This window comes from Ruania rhizosphaerae (genome assembly GCF_009805705.1).
GTDB lineage: Bacteria > Actinomycetota > Actinomycetes > Actinomycetales > Beutenbergiaceae > Ruania > Ruania rhizosphaerae.
The window spans coordinates 29817-47362 of the sequence record NZ_VSMB01000016.1 but is presented as its reverse complement, the minus strand read 5'-3'; the positions used below and the strand labels follow the sequence as shown (position 1 = coordinate 47362).

Below are 17546 nucleotides of genomic sequence, written 5' to 3'. Positions count from 1 at the left end.
TGTTGTGCCTGCTTGCGCGAGACGCGAGAAGCAGCTGGGGTGGGTGGTGAGACGAGGTGCTACCGGTCAGGCAGCGGCCTCGTTCGCCTGCTTCTCACGCAGGGCTTCGATGGTGCGAACCGCCTTGGAGGCAGGGGCGTTGAAGAGGTAGGCCGCCTGGTGCAGCTTGGCCTTCATCGCACCCGCGGCCTTGGCCAGGAGCACCTCGCGGGACTCGAGGTCCGCGAGCTTGGTGATGTCATCGGCGCTGAGTGCGCGCCCGTCGAGCACACCACCCTTGACGACGAGGTTCGGATTCGCCTTGGCGAAGCCACGCAACCCCTTCGCCGCCTCGACCGGATCACCCTCGACGAAGGCGATGGCCGTGGGTCCGGAGAACTGGCCGTCGAACGCGTCGACGCCGGCCTCCTTGGCGGCGATGTTGGTGAGCGTGTTCTTCACCACGGCATAGCTGGTGGTCGTGCCGAGCGTCGTCCGCAGCTCCTGGAGCTGAGCGACGGTGAGCCCGCGGTACTCGGTGAGCACTGCCGCCGAGGACTGGCGGAACTTCTCCGTCAGCTCGGCGACCGCTGCCGCCTTGTCAGGCCGTGCCATGAGCCCTCCCTTCCGTGATGGTCCGCTGTCGTCCGCCGCACATGACGAAGGCCCCGCGCAGGATGCACGGGGCCTGAACTCACACCGCGCCCGGGGACGCGGATCGGTCTGCAGAACACGTTCACCTGCGCTGGCTCCGCTTCTGCGGAATTACCCCCGTCTGGTGACGGGCGACCGGCGGTCTGAGGCAAAGGCCAGCATAGCCAGACTCGCGTCATCCGCCAAATCCGACGACCGTGACCTGCACCACGGCCGCGAACGCTGAGTTGTTCGGCTTCTGAGCACCGGACGCCGAGCAACTCAGCGTTCGCGGCACAAGGGAGTGCATGGTCGGTCGGGGCAACGCACGAACGGCCCGGCCTGCCGTGGCAGACCGGGCCGTTCGTGAGGCCGTCAGCGAGTACTGAGGGCCCACGAGCGCGGGACGCTCAGACCGAGGCCTCGGTGAGGTTGCGGGTCTTGGTGGCGTCGAGCGGGATGCCCGGGCCCATCGTGGTGCTCAGCACCGCCTTGGAGATGTAGCGCCCCTTCGAGGAGGACGGCTTGAGCCGCAGCACCTCGTCCAGCACCGCCGCGTAGTTCTCGACGAGGTGGGTGTCACTGAAGGAAGCCTTGCCCACGATGAACTGCAGGTTGGCGTGCTTGTCCACCCGGAAGTCGACCTTGCCGCCCTTGATGTCAGTGACAGCCTTGGTCACGTCCATCGTCACCGTTCCGGTCTTCGGGTTCGGCATCAGACCTCGCGGACCGAGCACGCGGCCGAGACGGCCGACCTTACCCATGAGGTCCGGAGTCGCGACCGCGGCGTCGAAGTCGGTGTAGCCACCGGCCACCTTCTCGATCAGTTCGTCGCCGCCGACCTCGTCTGCACCTGCAGCGATCGCCTGCTCGGCGCGGTCACCGGTGGCGAAGACGATCACGCGGGCGGTCTTACCGGTGCCGTGCGGCAGGTTGACTGTGCCGCGGACCATCTGGTCTGCCTTGCGCGGATCGACGCCGAGGCGGAAGACCACCTCGACCGTCTCGTCGAACTTCGAGTTCGCGGTCTTCTTGGCGAGCTGCACCGCCTCCAGGGGCGGGTACACCTCGGAGCGGTCGATCAGCTCCGAGGCCTTGCGGTAGTTCTTGCTGCGCGTTGCCATCTGCTTCTCCTTGTTCTCGAGCAGTCGTGGTGCGGGCCCGCGCGGACCCTTCCACTGTGTTCCGAGGACGGTCGTCCCCGGTCGTTGAGGGATGGGCGAGGGTCAGTCCGAGACCGTGATACCCATCGAGCGAGCGGTACCGGCGATGATCTTCGACGCGGCGTCGATATCGCGGGCGTTGAGGTCGGCCATCTTCGTCTCGGCGATCTCGCGGACCTGAGCCTGCGTCAGCGCACCCACCTTGGCGGTGTGCGGAGTCGAGGAGCCCTTGGCCACTCCGGCGGCCTTCTTGATCAGCTCGGCGGCCGGCGGCGTCTTGGTGATGAAGGTGAAGGAGCGGTCCTCGTAGACCGTGATCTCCACGGGGATCACGTTCCCACGCTGGGACTCGGTGGCCGCGTTGTAGGCCTTGCAGAACTCCATGATGTTCACGCCGTGCTGACCGAGCGCGGGGCCGATCGGCGGAGCGGGGTTGGCCGCACCGGCCTGGATCTGGAGCTTGATGAGGCCGGCGACCTTCTTCTTGGGAGGCATGCGATTTCTCCTTCTGGTGATGGGCCGACGCCGCGGGCGATGACCCGGTTGCAAACCCGAAGCTTGCTTCGGGTTCCGAGGGCGAAGCCCTCGGAAGTCTCTGATCCTTGCTTCTTTCTAGGGGGAACACGGGGGCGAAGCCCCTGTGCGTCTGTGTTCTTTCGGGGGAACACGGGGGCGGAGCCCCTGTGCGTGGGGGTACACGGGGGGCGAAGCCCCCTGTGCGTGTGTGTTCTTGGGGGGTACACGGGGGGCGAAGCCCCCCGTGCGTGGGCGAAGCCCTCGTGCGTTTCAGATCTTGGCGACCTGGTTGAACGACAGCTCGACCGGAGTCTCGCGACCGAAGATCGAGACGAGTACCTTGAGTTTCTGGCTCTCGGCGTTGATCTCGGAGATCGTGGCGGGCAGCGTGTCGAACGGCCCGTCGGTGACCGTGACGGACTCGCCGACCGTGAAGTCGACCTGCACAGCTGGTGCGGCGGACTTCCCACCAGCCGGCTGGGCCGCCGGGGCCTTCGCCTCGATGGTGCTCGCGAGCATGGACATGACCTCGTCCAGGGTCAGGGGAACCGGGGAGTGGGTGTGACCGACGAATCCGGTGACGCCGGGGGTGTGGCGGACGGCACCCCAGGACTCGTCAGTGAGATCCATGCGGACGAGGACGTAGCTCGGGACCCGGACCCGGCGTACGACCTTGCGCACCGAGTTCTTGATCTCGACGACCTCTTCCATCGGCACCTCGACCTGGAAGATGAAGTCCTCCATGTTGAGGGACTGGATCCGGGACTCCAGGTTCGCCTTCACGCGGTTCTCGTAGCCGGCGTAGGAGTGGATGACGTACCAGTCGCCCGGCAACGAGCGCAGCTCGGAGCGGAACGCGGCAACCGGGTCCTCCACCACCTCGGCGGCCTCCCCCGCGGTGTCGGTGGTCGCATCCTCGGCTCCCCCGTCACCGGTCGCGGCGTCGTCGCCGTCGGTGAGTTCGACCGAGGTCTCCTCGGTCACGTCACCGGTGGGTTGAGTCTCTTCAGACACGTCCTGACCTGCTTCCATGGTTCGTTGATCGTTCACCGCTGTCTCGGGCCCACGCCGGGCCAGGCGACCCTCAGCCGCCGAATGCCCAGAGAACCAGCCGGCCGAAGCCGAAGTCCAGCACTCCCACGTAGATCATCATCACCACGAGGAAGACGATGACGACACCGATGTAGGTGAACAACTCGTTCCGGGTCGGGGTGACGACCTTGCGTAGCTCCTGGACGACCTGGCGGACGAATCGAGCGATCCTGGCGAAGACGTTGGGCTCGGCCTGACGAGCAGCCTCGGCCTCCTTGCGGGACGCTGTCGGACGCCCCTTCGCCTGCCCCTGAGCTCGCACGGAACGCGCAGCAGCGGGTCGTGCGTCCGCGCTCGCAGCCTTGGAATCGCTCGCGTCAGGCTTGGAGTCGCTCTCACCGTCGCCGGGCTCATCGCCGGCTCCCGCGTCAGCGGAGCCTTGAGTGTCGTCGACGGCGTCGGACTCACTCTCGGGCGCGTCGAGCTCGTCCCGAGGGTCGTCGCCACGACCGACGTCGTCGGGCTCGCCCGAATCGGCGTTGGGAGGAGTGCTCACGAGGATGTCCTTGGATCGACCGGTCGTTCAGGTGCCCGGGACGGGCGAGGAAGCAGGGCAGGAGGGACTCGAACCCACAACCGCCGGTTTTGGAGACCGGTGCGCTACCAATTGCGCCACTGCCCTTCGCAGATCGGCCCACCCTACTAGTACCCGCCGAGGCGCGAACCAGCGTGGCGGACGTCAACCACCGAAGCGAGTGTACCCGGCCGAGGGCACCTGGTCGAACCGCCCTCACCATGATCCCGGACACTCGCTGGCGCGCAGAACGCGTGACTTCCTGCCAGGCACGACCTGGCAGGAATCGGGGTGCACGGCTATGACGCGGCTATGAGCGGTGCATGGCGAGCGTGGATACTAGCCGCGTGCCCCGTCGACGCCCCCGCCTCCGGATGAGTGTGCGCACGCGGGTGCTCGCGGCACTCACGCTCCTGTCGGCGATGGCGTTGGCCGCGGCCGGGATCAGCGCCTATTCACTGGAGCGCGACCGCAGCGTGCTCCGGCTGGACGACTCGCTCGCGCGATCGGGCGCAGAGATCGAGACGCTGGCCGAGATCGGAGTCGACCCCCAGACCGGAGAGCCGTTCGCGTCGGTCTCCTCGGTACTGCGCACCGTGCTCAGCCGGGTGGCCCCCGCGACGCACGAAGCGCTCGCCGGCTTCGTCGACGGGGAGATCACGCATGTGCCGGAGGTCGCCACGTCATTCCGGATCGAGGAGGACCCGGAACTGGTGGCCGCCCTGGCACCCGCGAGCGGATGGGAGGATCCCGACCTCTTCACGATCGAGACGTCGCAGCGCACCTACCGCGTGCTTGCCCTCCCTATTCGCACCGACCCGCCCAGCGAGCAGGGCGCGATGGTCCTCGCCTTCGACCTCGACGCCGAGTACGAGAATTTGAACGCGACGTTCCGGACGTACGCGCTGGTGGCCGTCGCCTCGCTCGCCTGGATCACGCTCATCGCCTGGTTCGTCGTCGGCCAGCTCCTGGCACCGATCAAAGTGCTGCGCGCCACAGCGGACGAGGTGAGTTCCTCGGACGACCTCAGCCGCCGCATACCCGTGGCGGGGAACGACGACCTCGCCCTGCTGACGGAGACGTTCAACCGGATGTTCGCGCGGCTCGAGCAGGCCTTCGCCTCGCAGCGGCAGCTGCTCGACGACGCCGGGCACGAGCTCCGGACGCCGCTGACGATCGTGCGCGGCCACCTGGAACTGATGGACCCCGGCGACACCGCGGAGGTCGCGAGCACGCGGACGCTTGCCCTCGACGAACTCGACCGGATGAACATGCTGGTGGACGACCTCATGACGCTCGCCCGGTCTCGCCGTCCCGACTTCGTGACCCGTACCGACGTCGACCTCGCGCTGCTCACCGACGACGTGCTCGTGAAGGCGACGTCGCTGGGCGACCGGCGCTGGGTGCTGGACGAGCTCGCTGACGTGCAGATCCACGCGGACCCCCGGCGACTGACGCAGGCCCTGCTCCAGCTCGCCTCGAATGCGGTGAAGTTCTCCGAGGAGGGTTCCACCGTCGCGATCGGCTCGACCGCTGACGCCAGCGAGATCCGCCTCTGGGTCCGAGACGTTGGCGCCGGGATCGGCGAGGCGGATCAGCAGCGCATCTTCGACAGGTTCGAGCGGCTCGACCCGACGGTGGACGGCAGCGGTCTCGGCCTGCCCATCGTCACCTCGATCGCCCAGGCCCACGGTGGCCGGGTGAGTCTCATCTCGGCACCGGGGCACGGTTCCACGTTCACCATCCACATCCCCCACCCGGCCGCCGAGGCCGAGGAAGGCAGGTAGAGCACCCGTGAGCCAGATCCTGATCGCTGAGGACGAGGAACGGATCGCCTCGTTCGTCGCCAAGGGCCTCCGCTCGGCCGGCTACGTCCCGACGACGGTCGCCACCGGTGAGCAGGCGATCGACCTGGCGAGCACCGGCGAGTTCGACCTGCTGGTGCTCGACCTCGGCCTCCCCGACCGCGACGGTTTCGACGTCCTGAGCACGGTGCGCTCCCTGGGCGTGACCATCCCCGTCATCATCCTCACGGCCCGATCATCGGTCACCGACACGGTCGCCGGTCTGGAAGGAGGTGCCGATGACTACATGGCCAAGCCGTTCCGCTTCGAGGAGCTGCTGGCCCGGGTCCGGCTACGGCTACGGTCTGAGAACGGTGGCTCCGAGTCCACCGTTCTCAGCCACGCTGGCCTCTCGTTGGACCTACGCACCCGCAAGGCGCACGTCGACGGCCGGGATGTGGAACTCTCGGCACGGGAGTTCACCTTGGCCGAGACCTTCCTCCGCAGCCCGGGACAGGTCCTCAGCCGGGAGCAACTGCTCTCGCGGGTCTGGGGGTACGACTTCGATCCCGGGTCGAACGTCGTCGATGTCTACGTGCGGTACCTACGCAAGAAGCTCGGTGCCGAACGGTTCGAAACGGTGCGTGGGATGGGGTATCGCCTGGGCTGAGACGGCCCGGACACCTCGGACGGACAAGCCCACCTCGGATGGAGCAGACACCCAGCGGGCAGCCACCGGCACGGCCGACAGCGATGTGCCGAGTCCCCCAGATGGGGCGGAACTCGGCACATCGCTGCGTTTGCCAGTCAGACTGCCAGCCGGTCAAACTGCCAGCCGGTCAGACAGCCTGCCGGTCAGTCACCCGACTCAGCCGACGGCGCGCTCTGTGCCGACTCTGCCGACTCTGCGCTCTCGGCCGAGGCCGGGCTGGCGGGCGACGGCGGGGACACCGGACTGGCCGGTGAAGGAGCCGAGGCCGGGCTCGGTGCGGAGACCGGGCTGGCAGGAGTCTGTGCACTCGCGGGACTCGCTGGCGATGGCGCACTCACCGGGCTGCTTGCCGGGGACTGCGCACTCGCAGGACTCGCCGGGGACTGTGCACTCACAGGGCTGGCAGGGGACTGCGCACTCGCCGGGCTCGCGGGCGTCTGAGCGCTGGCGGCGGTCGGTGCCGAGGCCGCCGTCACCGACGTGACAGCGCTCGAGGATGCCACCACTGCCGGATCGGCGGTCACTTCCTGACCGATCACGCGCGGCAGCGAGGCAGCCTGGGCACCGTCGACCTCGATCGCCGAACCCTCATAATCGTCTCCGGGATCAGCCATCGCACTCACGGCGCCTCCGGCGACTGCCACCACACCGAGCGCTCCCGTCACGACCCATGCATTACGCGTCTTCATTCGATGTCTCCTTCTGGTCAGGTCCCCGTCGCGGGACTCTCGTCCTGATATGTCTGAGACTTCCGTGCTCCCATGAGAGGCGTGGGAGGGGGCGATGAGAGCCTTCTCATCAGTCGTCACCGCTGTCGGCCGAGGGCGGGCTGTCCGGGGAGTCAGGGCTCACCGGTGATGCGAGCGGGACTCGCTCGGGAGATGACGACCCCGAGGAGCCCGTGCTGACCGAGCTCGAATCGCTCGAGCTCGCTGTACCCGCCGAACTGGACGAACCCGAACCCGACGAACCCGAGGTGGACGTCTCAGTTGTCTGCGCCGGCTCCTCAGGCGTCACCGCGGTCACCGCCGTCACCGCCGTCGCCGGCTCAGCGGTTGCCGGGTCCGGAGACTTCTCCGGCGGCGCCGACGAACCCTCACTCGGCACCGCGATGATGACCGCACCGCTCGGATGCTCAACCGGTGCGGCCGGGCTCGCTGCCGAGACCGCGGCTACCACCCCGAGGGCTCCGAGTGCTCCTGTCACCATCCATGGACCGCTACGACTCATCGCTTCCTCCCCATCTCCTGGTGTGCGCCCAACTCCAGGTGTGCGCCCAACTCCTCGTGTGCGCGACGCAGCCACCTCTGCGCCTGGACCAGACGCGCCTCCCGCTGGTCCGGCGACGCACCGGCAATCAACGAGACGACCACCGCGGCGGCACGAGCCGCGAGTCCTGCGGCATCGACCCGGCCGGCGAAGGAGATAAACCACTCCTCGGTCAACTCCGGGACGTGCCCGTACAGCGCTGGCGCGAGGGCCGGGAGCACGCTGAGGTGGCCCAGCATCGTGGCCAGGTCGTCCTCCCGGGCGCCCGGGCCGAGGGAGTCGAGGTCGATAGCACCACGGACTCGGCCGTCGGCGACGAACACGTTCGCCTCGTAGAAGTCCCCGTGTGTCGGAACGACCGGCCCGGAGGGGCTCGCGGCGAGCACGTCGCCGATACCGTCCTCCAGTGTCGTGATCTCCTCCGCATTGCCCGGCAGGGCCGCGCGTGCGGCCGTGGCGTGGAAGTCGATCCGGTCGACCCACGAGGGACGCCGTGGCAGATCGAGCACCTCCGGAGGCAACGTGTCCAGCCACGCGGCCAGCTGCTCCGGTGCAGGCACTGCCCCCGGCCGGCGACGGGCGTCTGCGATCACCGTCGCCAGGGGAAGCCCGGACATCGCCGAGAGGGCGACGATCCCGTCCTTCGTCGTGCCGAGCACGCGCGGTGCCTCCACCCCGGCACGGGCGAGCAGCTCGTGCCTGGCCACGAGCCGGTGAGCCCGGCGGGCAGGGAGCACCTTGAGGTAGGCGACGTCGTCACCGCACCTCGTGCGCAGCACCGCCCGCCTTGTCGGCCGGTATCCGAGCACGCTCACGTGCGCCTGTCCGCCGTCGCCGAGGCCGGCCAGGTCGTGCAGCCATGCACCCATCACGACGGCGTCAGTCGCCGTCCGTAGGCCCGGCAGCGCCGGATCGTCGTTGCGCCGCCAGACCCGCACGTGGTGCTCGCCGTCCTGCAGCGTCGCGACGCCCTCGAGGTGAGGAACCTCGGCAGTGCTCGCCACCAGTTGTTCACGGACCGTGGCACCCGCGTGCCGGTACCCCACGCGGTAGACCGCACTCACCCCGAAACCGGGGCGATGGTGCACCGCCTCCACCTCGACCGTCAGCTCCTCGACCTCGACGGGTCCCAGCGCTGCGCGCACGAGGTCGCGGGAGTCCGGCCCTGACAACAGGGCCAGGTCCTCGGGCACACAGGTGGTCATGATCGACGATCCGACCGCGACCGGATAAGGCGAACGTGAGATCACGATGAGAAAGTTCTCATAGAGTGACGATGTGGCTCGCGATCTGCGCAGGTTGCCGAAAGCGCACCTGCATCTGCACTTCACCGGGTCGATGCGCCCGGGAACGCTGGTCGAGCTGGCCGACGAGGCCGGTATGCGGATCCCGGAGACGCTACGAGAGACGGTCGCGGCACCCGATGCGCTACGCCTACCTGCCAACGAGCGCGGCTGGTTCCGCTTCCAGCGCATGTACGACGCCGCGCGCGCGGTCGTCCGGTCGGAGACGGCCATGCGCCGGCTCATCCACGAGGCGGTCGAGGACGATGCAGCGGAAGGCTCCCGTCGCCTGGAGATCCAGGTCGACCCGACCTCCTACGCACCGCACGTCGGAGGCATCACGCCGGCGCTGGAGATCGTCATGGACGCCGCACGTGAGGCGAGCGCGGCAGCCGGGGTGGAGGTCGCCGTCATCGTGGCCGCTTCCCGGACCCGGCACCCGCTGGACGCACGCACGCTGGCGCGCCTCGCCGTGCGCCATGCCGGGGACGGACCGGGTGAGGTGATCGGGTTCGGCCTGAGCAACGACGAGCGCCGAGGCGCCACCACCGACTTCGGTGCGGCGTTCCAGATTGCCTCCCGGGCGGGGCTGCTGCTGGCGCCGCACGGCGGCGAACTGCTCGGACCGGACCACATCTCAGAAGTAGTCGCGCACCTGCGCCCCGACCGGCTGGGACACGGGATCCGGGCGGCCGAGGATCCAGCGCTGCTGGATCGGATCGTGGCCGACGGGATCGCGCTCGAGATCTGCCCGGCCTCGAACGTCTCACTCGGCGTCTTCGCTCATGCCGAGCAGGTGCCGCTGCGCACACTGCTCGCCGCCGGTGCCGATATTGCGCTCGGAGCGGACGACCCGCTCCTGTTCGGCTCCCGGTTGCTGGACCAGTACGAGACCGCCCGACATGTCCACGGGCTCAGCGATGCCGAGATCGCCGAGCTCGCACGCGGTTCGATTCGCGCCAGCCGCGCTTCGGCGAGATCGCGTGCCACGATGCTCGCCGAGATCGACGCCTGGCTGAGGACCCCGGACCCCGAGACGCACCCGTGACCCGGGAGCGCGGTACCCGACGGCGGATGTCACGACGGGTGATGCGCTACCAGGACGCACGCATCCGGGTCCGCGAGCTCACCGGCACCGGCGGGCCGACGTTCGTGCTCGTGCACGGTATCGGGGTCTCCTCACGCTACTTCGAGCCACTGGCATTCGCGTTGCACCATGCGGGGGACGTCCTGCTGCTCGACCTGCCCGGCTTCGGGGGTCTGCCACATCCCCGCAGGCCGCTGAGCATCGCCGGGTTCGCCGAGACAGTGCGGGCAGCACTGGCCGCCGAGGAGATCACAGACGCTGTTCTCATCGGTCACTCGATGGGGGCGCAGGTCGTGGTCGAGATGCTCAGCCGGGACGACAGCTACCGGTCGGCCGTGCTCATCGGACCACCGGTGAACCCGGCGGAACCGGCGGTGTGGCAGCAGGCCGGACGGCTGCTGCAGTCGGCCTCGCACGAGTCTCGCCGGATGCGGATGGTGGCGTCCAGCTCCTACCTGCGGTGCGGTCCCGCCTGGTTCACGCAGGTGCTTCCGTCCATGATGCGCTACCCGATCGCCGCGCGGCTGCCGCTCATTCGCACCAGGACGTTGCTGCTGCACGGAGAGCACGACACGGTCGTCCCACCCACGTGGGTCGAGACGATGGCCACCCTCCTCCCCCACGCCTGCCACGTCCAGCTGTCCGGCGCAGCACACGGAGTCGTCTACGAGCACTCGGATCAGGTCGCAGAGCTGACCCTGGAGCACCTCGCTCACACCTGAACTCCTGGCGGAACGTCTTTAGAAGCGGTCCCCGCACAGCACCGGCTCAGGCACCAGGTCGATGCCGAAGTCGGCCCGGACGCCGTCTCGCACCTCACGAGCGAGCGCGAGCAGGTCCGCAGCACGCGCCTCGCCCCGGTTGGTCAGGGCGAGCACATGCTTGGTGGACAGGGCCGCCGGGCCGGGCAGCCCGTGGCCCTTGGCGAAGCCGGAACGAGCGATCAACCACGCGGCACTGGTCTTCACCCCATCCTCCTCCGGGAACCGGGGCGCATCGGCGGGAAGCCGCGCCGCCTGCTCGGCCGCCAGGATCGGGTTGGTGAAGAACGAACCGGCGCTCCACGTGTCGTGGTCAGCCGGGTCGAGCACCATGCCCTTGCTGCGGCGCAGCTCCAGGACGGCGTCGCGCACCTCGGCTGACGCCGCTCGTTCCCCCAGCGCCACACCGAGCGTCGTGGCGAGCTCCGGGTAGGCGATCGGAGCGCTGGTGTCAGCGAGCACGAACTGGAAATGCACCTCGAGTACCACGTACCGGGGGCTCGGAAGCCACGCGCGGCCGGTACCGTCATCGGTGAAGGAATCCTTGAGCAGCGAGGAGCGGTACCCGAAGCCGAGCTCCGAACGTGCCAGTGTCCGGATCCGGCCGGCCGCCCGGTCCCAGGTACGCACCGAGGAGATCACCTCGGCCACCTCCTGACCGTAGGCCCCCACGTTCTGCACCGGCGTGGCACCCGTGGAGCCGGGGATGCCGGCGAGCGCCTCGATTCCGCGCCACCCCTCGGTCACCGCCCGCAGCACGACGTCCTCCCACGGCTGCCCGGCCGGTACGCGGATGGCGGCACCACCACACGCGTCCTGGCTCTCGACGGCGATCCCCCGGCGCCCGTCACGGACGACGACACCGGGAAAACCGTCGTCGGCGGCGAGCACATTGGATCCCCCACCGAGCACGAGGACCGGTTCGCCGGCAGCGTCGGCATCGGCGACCGTCGCCACGATCTCGTCCTCGGTGCTCGCCTCCACGAATCGGTGCACCGGCCCACCCACGCGGAACGTGGTCAGGTCCGCGAGCCGAACGGTGCTCGGAGCAGACAGGGGGGTCATGGGCGACCACTCTACGGCGCTGCTCACTCCCAGGTCGGATGAACGGCTCACGACTGTGCCTCCTGACCGGCACCGGAACCTTCGACCGGCGATTCGACCTGTTCGCCGGAGGTCCTACGCTCGCCGGCCGCAGGAATCGCGAACAGCCCGGCAACGAGCGGGACCATGATCACCAGCAACGCGTGCCGGGTGCCGACCACCTCACCGAGCAGACCGAGAACGCCCGGACCGACGAGGAATGCCGAGTACCCGATGGTGGAGACCACCGCCAGCCGCGCAGCCGCCTTCGCCGGGTCATCGGAGGCGGCGCTCATCCCGACCGGGAACCCCAACGCGGCACCCATCCCCCACAGTGCTCCCCCGGCCATCGCCACCGGCAGCACCGGCACCAACGTGAAGATCGCCAACCCGGCGATCGCCATCGCGGTGCACAGCCGGAGCACGGCCACGCGGCCGAAGCGGTTCAGCAGGAAGGTGCCCAGGAACCGCATCACGGTCATGCCCACGAGGAAGATCGTCAGGCCGACTGCTCCCACCTCGTTCGGGGTGCCGAAACCATCCACGACGGCGAGGGCGAGCCAGTCGTTAGCTGCCCCCTCGGTGAGGGCAGCCGCGAGCACGACCAGGCCCACGAGCAGGGTGCGGCGCTCGAACCACACCCGCAGAAAGGAGGGGCCAGGACCACGGTGAGGGTCGCCGTCGTGGGCCTGAGGCTCTGGTTCGGCGGGGAGGAATCCGCGCGTGCACAGCACCACCAACGCGAAGACCACGGCGACCACCGTGAGCACGTGCAATGGCACACCGATGCCGGCGCGGATGACGAGCGCCCCAGCGCCGGCCCCCAGCACCGTGCCGATCGAGAAGCCACCGTGGAACCACGGCATGATCGCCCGGTCCAGCGCCTGTTCGGCGACAGTCCCGGCATAGTTCATCGCGACGTCCCAGCCACCGACACCGATCATCGCCAGGAACAGTCCGGCGATCAGCAGCCACACGGCCCCGATGCCCACCCCGGCGGCGACGACGCCTAGCCCGGCCGAGGCGAAGGTCGCCGCGAGCACGACGGTGGTGCGGGCCCCGAATCGGTGGATCATCCGCCCGGTGACGGGCATCGAGAACAGCGACCCGAGCGAGCCGATGAGGATGATCATCCCGAGCTGCCCCTCGCTCAACCGCAACTCGTCGCGAACCGTGGGGATCCGGGAGAGCCAGTTCGCCAGCGTGAAGCCGTTGAGCGTGAAGGTCGCCATGACCAGGGCTGCGCCTCGGCGCGCTCGCTCAGGGGAGACAGTGGGTGACATCGAGATCTTTCGGCAGTGGACTCCGCGGAACGGTCAGCTGGGCGGTGTCCACCGGAAGAACGGCGGGTGCGGCGCGCCTAGGCTATGGTGCGGCCGACCATGAGCGCCGGTCAAACCTCGAGGAGCACAGAACGAGCAGATGAGCAGACGCGCCACCCTCACTGATGTCGCCCGCACGGCGGGCGTCTCCCTCTCGACGGCGTCCCTCGCCTTCTCCGGCGCCGGCCCGATCGCAGAGGCCACCAAGCAGCGGGTGCTGCGGGCCGCCTCCGAGCTCGGCTACGCCGGGCCCAATCCGGTGGCCGCCTCGTTGCGCCGCGGACGCAGCAGGGTGGTGGGGGTGCTCGTGGGACGTGACGTGCGGACCAACTTCCGCGACCCCGTCGCCGTGCAGACTCTCGGCGGCGTGGCCAGCGCACTCGGCGACGCCGCCCGCGGCATGCTGCTGATCCCCGCCGGGGAAGACGATCCCGCCGGCCAGCACCTGATCCGGCACGGGTCGATGGACTCCGTCGTCGTCCTGCACGCCCTCGGGCGCGACGCCGGCCGGGTGCTACGCGAGCGGGAGGTGCCGATGGTGTGGGTGGACCGTACCGGCCCTGGTGCGGTCTCGGTCCGGGTACAGGACCGGGCCGGGATGGCAGCCCTGGGTGAGCACCTCGTCGGACTCGGCCACCGCCGGGTGGCGCTCGCGACGATGCCATGGACGAGCGAGCGGGCGGCGGGACCCGTTGACGTCATCGGCACGCGACCGCAGGGGCGCTACATCGCGGATCGGGTGGCCGGACTGCTCGACGCCGGTATCGAACCGGTCGCCGCGGAGTCGACCCAGCGGTCGCTGGTGGAGGAGGGTATCCGTGCGGGGCACGCGCTGCTGGACCGCTCCCCGCGGCCCACGGCCCTGGTGGGCTTCAGCGATCTCATCGCCGCCGGGCTGCTGCTGGCGGCGACCGAACGGGGACTGCGAGTTCCCGAGGACGTCTCCGTGGCCGGCTTCGACGGGGTCGACCTGCCCTGGTTGGGTGAGCACCGGCTCACATCCGTGGTCCAACCCGCGCGCGAGAAAGGTGAGAGCGCTGCCCGCGCCGCCATCATGCTCGCCGACGGGGAACGTCCCCAGCCGGTGTCGCTGGCGTGTCAGCTGCGGGTAGGGACGACCACCGGGCCGGTCCCTGACTGATCCGGCGCCCCTGCCGAGCGCTGAATTGCTCGGCGAATCTGCCACCGAACGCCGAACACCTCAGCGTTCGGCTGGGACTGGGGGCCCGGTCAGTGCAGGCGCACGTGGGCCTGGCTCTTACCCAGAACGCTCGTACCCTCGAGCGTGACTGCCAGGTCGATCCTCGCCGTGCCCGCCTCCGGGTCCACAGTCCCGACGACGGCACGCACCTCGAGCGCCACCTCACCCGGGTCCGGGACCGGGACCGGCCGGGTGAAGCGGACCCCGTAGGAGATCAGATCGGCCGGATCGTCCAGCCAATCGGTGAGGGTGGCGCAGGCCAGGCCCATGGTGAGCATCCCGTGGGCGATCACACCCGGCAGACCGACCTCGGTGGCGAAGCGGTCGTTGTAGTGGATCGGATTGAAGTCCCCGCTGGCTCCGGCGTAGCGGACCAACCGATCACGGGTCACGGTCCGCGTGAGGAGGTAGAGCTCAGTGCCCTTCTCGACGGCGGTGGTGAGCGTCGTCATGAATCCTCCCCACGCACGGCCAGCGTCGAGGTGACCTCGCAGACCAGCTCACCTGCGCCGTCGGAGATGACGCTACGGGTGGTGACCATCGCGATCCCGGCGCGCTCGGTGATCGAGTCCACGTGCACAGCCGTGTGCAACTGGTCCCCCGCCACGATCGGGCGGTGGTGGGTGAACACCTCGTTCGCGTGCACCACCCGGGAGAAGTCGATCGCGGCGGCCGGGTCCTGGATGTACTCAGCCTCAGCACGCTGGGCGATCACGACGGCGAAAGTCCCGGGAGCCACCACATCGGCATACCCGAGCGCCTGCGCTGCAGCCGGATCCACGTGCACGGCCGCCTCGGCGCCGACCGCTGCCGCGAACTCGGCGATCTTGGCCCGGGACGCGACGTAGGGCGGGGTTCCGGTGAACACCCGCCCTACGAAGTCAGCGTTGACTGCACTCATCGAGGCGTCGGTCAGCGCGTCTCGCGGTGGTTGGTCTTGGCGTTGCAGCGCGGGCAGTACTTCGCCAGCTCGAGCCGGTCGGGGTTGTTCCGCCGGTTCTTCTTGGTGATGTAGTTGCGCTCCTTGCACGCCTCGCAGGCAAGGGTGATCTTCGGGCGGACATCCGCGGACTTGGTAGCCATTGCTCTTCCTCACGATCTGCTGCCCGGGCCCGGGCAGCTTTGCGGCGCTTATTGTGTAGCGGGAGCGGGGATCGAACCCGCGACCTCACGATTATGAGTCGTGCGCTCTGACCGTCTGAGCTACCCCGCCGCGTCCTGCCGGCTCCCGCGACATGGGTCGCGGGACCGGACACGACCAGAGCCCCGAAAGGGAATCGAACCCTTGACCTTCTCCTTACCATGGAGATGCTCTGCCGACTGAGCTATCGGGGCAGCGGGAACGAGAGTACATGCTCTGGAGCCTCCGGGGGAAATCCGGGGCCGAGATGTGGCGGGCGCCACGTCGGGCACACGCTGCCGGCAACTCAGGCGGCCGGCGCCGCGCTCCATCGCACCTGCCGGGCGCGCGGCGTGGTGCGGGATCGAAGCGTGCAGACCCGCCCTACCGACGACAAAGGGCGCCTCCGCGCTGGAGACGCCCTGTCGATGGTGGCGGGTGCAGGATTCGAACCTGCGAAGCATTCCGCGGCTGATTTACAGTCAGCTCCCTTTGGCCGCTCGGGCAACCCGCCGTATGGTCGGTGGACCGGGTGAAACAATACCAACTCCGGCAGCATCTCGTGACCATCGGCCACCCAGGGTGGCCAGTCCCACACGTAAGGAGCAACAGTGGCGAGCGACTCCTCGTTCGACGTCGTGAGCAAGGTCGACCGGCAGGAGGTGGACAACGCGCTCAATCAGGCCGCGAAGGAGATCTCCCAGCGGTACGACTTCAAGAACGTCGGTGCGTCGATCGCCTGGAGCGGTGAGGCGATCGTGATGACCGCGAACACCGCCGAGCGGGTACTGGCGATCCTCGACGTCTTCCAGTCCAAGCTCATCCGCCGGGGAGTCTCCCTCAAGGCCATCGACACCGGTGAGGACGAGCCGCAGCCTTCGGGCAAGGAGTACCGGCTCGCGGGCACCCTCAAGGAGGGGCTGTCCAGCGAGAACGCGAAGAAGATCACCAAGTTGATCCGCGACGATGGCCCCAAGGGCGTGAAGACGCAGATCAGCGGTGACGAGGTACGCGTGAGCTCGAAGAAGCGGGACGACCTGCAGCAGGTCATCGCGATGCTCAAGGACGCCGATATCGACGCCGCGCTGCAGTTCGTGAACTACCGCTGAGCCTGTCTCAGCGCTCCCAGCCGCCGCGGGCCATCTCCTCCAACCGGGAGATGCGCTCCGCCATCGGCGGGTGAGTGGCGAACAGGCGGGAGACCGCGCCGGCCTTGAACGGGTTGGCGATCATCAGGTGCGAGACGTCGGCCAGGTCGCCGTCAGGGCGTAACGGCCGCGCTGCCGTCCCCGTCTCCAGTTTCCGCAGCGCGGAGGCCAGAGCGAGTGGATCACCGGACAGGTTCGCACCCTCGGCGTCCGCATCGAACTCACGGGTGCGAGAGATGGCCATCTGGATCAGCATCGCCGCGAACGGCGCCAGCAGCGCCATCGCGAGCATGCCGATCATCCCCAGCGGCCCCGAATCCCGGTCGCGCCCTCCCCCACCGAAGAACAGCAGGAACTGGGCAACCGAGGTGATCACACCGGCCATCGCCGCAGCCACGGAGGATGTGAGGATGTCCCGGTTGTAGACGTGGGAGAGCTCGTGGGCGAGGACCCCGCGCAGTTCGCGTTCGTCCAGCAGCCGCAGGATGCCGATAGTGCAGCACACGGCGGCGTTTCGCGGATTACGGCCGGTCGCGAAAGCGTTCGGCGCCTCGGTCGGGGAGATGTACAGCCGCGGCATCGGCTGACGCGCCTCGGTGGCGAGCTCGCGCACGATGGCATACATCGCCGGTGCCTCCGCCTCGCTCACCGGGCGCGCCCGCATCGCCCGGATGGCGATGGTGTCCGAACGCCAGTAGGAGACGAAGGTGGACACCACGCCCACACCGGCGAACACCCAGATCCAGATCGAGTTGCCGGTCCCGTTCGTGACCAGCGCCCCGAGGCCGAGGACTACGGCCCAGAGCACGCCGAACAGTGCCGCCGTCTTCAGGCCGTTCGCCCAGCTGCGCGTCACTATCGAACCCTTCTGCTCGGATG

20 protein-coding genes and 4 tRNA genes are annotated in these 17546 nt (G+C 68.9%); 6 read left to right on the top strand and 18 right to left on the bottom strand.

Features of this window, described 5'->3' with window-relative positions:
- Positions 1-66 precede the first annotated feature (66 nt).
- The 6 genes from rplJ to FV560_RS17695 all read right to left on the bottom strand — a co-directional run bounded on the left by rplJ (position 67) and on the right by FV560_RS17695 (position 4005).
- Positions 67-594 (bottom strand): 50S ribosomal protein L10, encoded by a 528-nt coding sequence (rplJ, locus tag FV560_RS17720; protein WP_159622904.1) that lies wholly within the window; start codon positions 592-594, stop codon positions 67-69.
- Positions 595-1022: 428 nt separating this feature from the next.
- The gene (rplA, locus tag FV560_RS17715; protein WP_159622903.1) at positions 1023-1736 is read right to left on the bottom strand and encodes a 50S ribosomal protein L1; all 714 of its coding nucleotides are present in this window, start codon (positions 1734-1736) and stop codon (positions 1023-1025) included.
- 102 nt (positions 1737-1838) lie between these two features.
- Positions 1839-2270: a 50S ribosomal protein L11 gene (rplK, locus tag FV560_RS17710; RefSeq protein WP_159622902.1), complete on the bottom strand. Its 432-nt coding sequence runs from the start codon at positions 2268-2270 to the stop codon at positions 1839-1841.
- A 291-nt stretch (positions 2271-2561) separates the two neighbouring features.
- On the bottom strand, positions 2562-3323 hold the full coding sequence (gene nusG / locus FV560_RS17705) for a transcription termination/antitermination protein NusG (RefSeq protein WP_159622901.1): 762 nt from the start codon (positions 3321-3323) through the stop codon (positions 2562-2564).
- Between the two features lie 52 nt (positions 3324-3375).
- Positions 3376-3879 carry a preprotein translocase subunit SecE gene (gene secE, locus FV560_RS20625; RefSeq protein WP_338049714.1) on the bottom strand — a complete coding sequence of 168 codons (504 nt, stop codon included), beginning with the start codon at positions 3877-3879 and terminating at the stop codon, positions 3376-3378.
- A 53-nt stretch (positions 3880-3932) separates the two neighbouring features.
- Positions 3933-4005 (bottom strand) — tRNA-Trp (locus FV560_RS17695).
- A gap of 239 nt (positions 4006-4244) precedes the next feature.
- Between FV560_RS17695 and FV560_RS17690 the strand changes: the two genes are divergently transcribed.
- Positions 4245-5684, top strand: a complete 1440-nt coding sequence (locus tag FV560_RS17690; RefSeq protein ID WP_235020204.1) for a sensor histidine kinase — start codon at positions 4245-4247, stop codon at positions 5682-5684.
- A gap of 7 nt (positions 5685-5691) precedes the next feature.
- Complete coding sequence (locus FV560_RS17685) at positions 5692-6351, top strand: response regulator transcription factor (protein WP_159622900.1); 660 nt, start codon at positions 5692-5694, stop codon at positions 6349-6351.
- 185 nt (positions 6352-6536) lie between these two features.
- On the opposite strand, the gene FV560_RS17680 is transcribed toward FV560_RS17685, so the two are convergent.
- The 3 genes from FV560_RS17680 to FV560_RS17670 all read right to left on the bottom strand — a co-directional run bounded on the left by FV560_RS17680 (position 6537) and on the right by FV560_RS17670 (position 8867).
- Positions 6537-7082 (bottom strand): hypothetical protein, encoded by a 546-nt coding sequence (locus FV560_RS17680; protein WP_159622899.1) that lies wholly within the window; start codon positions 7080-7082, stop codon positions 6537-6539.
- A 109-nt stretch (positions 7083-7191) separates the two neighbouring features.
- On the bottom strand, positions 7192-7623 hold the full coding sequence (locus tag FV560_RS17675) for a hypothetical protein (RefSeq protein WP_159622898.1): 432 nt from the start codon (positions 7621-7623) through the stop codon (positions 7192-7194).
- Positions 7620-8867 carry a phosphotransferase gene (locus FV560_RS17670; RefSeq protein WP_159622897.1) on the bottom strand — a complete coding sequence of 416 codons (1248 nt, stop codon included), beginning with the start codon at positions 8865-8867 and terminating at the stop codon, positions 7620-7622. The genes FV560_RS17675 and FV560_RS17670 overlap by 4 nt, the downstream gene beginning before the upstream one ends.
- 73 nt (positions 8868-8940) lie before the next feature.
- On the opposite strand from FV560_RS17670, the gene FV560_RS17665 reads away from it, so the two are divergent.
- The gene (locus tag FV560_RS17665) at positions 8941-9993 is read left to right on the top strand and encodes an adenosine deaminase (protein WP_159622896.1); all 1053 of its coding nucleotides are present in this window, start codon (positions 8941-8943) and stop codon (positions 9991-9993) included.
- A 26-nt stretch (positions 9994-10019) separates the two neighbouring features.
- The gene (locus FV560_RS17660; RefSeq protein WP_159622895.1) at positions 10020-10754 is read left to right on the top strand and encodes an alpha/beta fold hydrolase; all 735 of its coding nucleotides are present in this window, start codon (positions 10020-10022) and stop codon (positions 10752-10754) included.
- An 18-nt stretch (positions 10755-10772) separates the two neighbouring features.
- Here the strand turns inward: FV560_RS17660 and FV560_RS17655 are convergent, their stop codons facing one another.
- The gene (locus tag FV560_RS17655) at positions 10773-11858 is read right to left on the bottom strand and encodes a UDP-N-acetylmuramate dehydrogenase (RefSeq protein ID WP_159622894.1); all 1086 of its coding nucleotides are present in this window, start codon (positions 11856-11858) and stop codon (positions 10773-10775) included.
- Positions 11859-11905: 47 nt separating this feature from the next.
- Positions 11906-13159, bottom strand: a complete 1254-nt coding sequence (locus tag FV560_RS17650; protein ID WP_159622893.1) for an MFS transporter — start codon at positions 13157-13159, stop codon at positions 11906-11908.
- 139 nt (positions 13160-13298) lie between these two features.
- Here FV560_RS17650 and FV560_RS17645 point away from each other — a divergent pair, with 139 nt between their 5' ends.
- Positions 13299-14339, top strand: coding sequence for a LacI family DNA-binding transcriptional regulator (locus FV560_RS17645; protein WP_159622892.1), 1041 nt, complete (start codon positions 13299-13301; stop codon positions 14337-14339).
- Between the two features lie 89 nt (positions 14340-14428).
- Here the strand turns inward: FV560_RS17645 and FV560_RS17640 are convergent, their stop codons facing one another.
- The 6 genes from FV560_RS17640 to FV560_RS17615 form a co-directional block, all read right to left on the bottom strand.
- Positions 14429-14851 carry a MaoC family dehydratase gene (locus FV560_RS17640; protein WP_159622891.1) on the bottom strand — a complete coding sequence of 141 codons (423 nt, stop codon included), beginning with the start codon at positions 14849-14851 and terminating at the stop codon, positions 14429-14431.
- On the bottom strand, positions 14848-15300 hold the full coding sequence (locus tag FV560_RS17635) for an FAS1-like dehydratase domain-containing protein (RefSeq protein WP_159622890.1): 453 nt from the start codon (positions 15298-15300) through the stop codon (positions 14848-14850). Before FV560_RS17635 ends, FV560_RS17640 begins: the two co-directional genes overlap by 4 nt.
- A gap of 11 nt (positions 15301-15311) precedes the next feature.
- Positions 15312-15482, bottom strand: coding sequence for a 50S ribosomal protein L33 (rpmG, locus tag FV560_RS17630; protein WP_159622889.1), 171 nt, complete (start codon positions 15480-15482; stop codon positions 15312-15314).
- 56 nt (positions 15483-15538) lie between these two features.
- Positions 15539-15612 (bottom strand) — tRNA-Met (locus FV560_RS17625).
- A gap of 49 nt (positions 15613-15661) precedes the next feature.
- A tRNA-Thr gene (locus tag FV560_RS17620) sits at positions 15662-15734 on the bottom strand.
- 214 nt (positions 15735-15948) lie between these two features.
- Positions 15949-16033: transfer RNA gene (locus FV560_RS17615), tRNA-Tyr, on the bottom strand.
- Positions 16034-16130: 97 nt separating this feature from the next.
- Between FV560_RS17615 and FV560_RS17610 the strand changes: the two genes are divergently transcribed.
- The gene (locus FV560_RS17610; RefSeq protein ID WP_159622888.1) at positions 16131-16628 is read left to right on the top strand and encodes a YajQ family cyclic di-GMP-binding protein; all 498 of its coding nucleotides are present in this window, start codon (positions 16131-16133) and stop codon (positions 16626-16628) included.
- 7 nt (positions 16629-16635) lie between these two features.
- On the opposite strand, the gene htpX is transcribed toward FV560_RS17610, so the two are convergent.
- Positions 16636-17523 (bottom strand): zinc metalloprotease HtpX, encoded by an 888-nt coding sequence (htpX, locus tag FV560_RS17605; RefSeq protein ID WP_159622887.1) that lies wholly within the window; start codon positions 17521-17523, stop codon positions 16636-16638.
- Between the last annotated feature and the right edge of the window lie 23 nt (positions 17524-17546).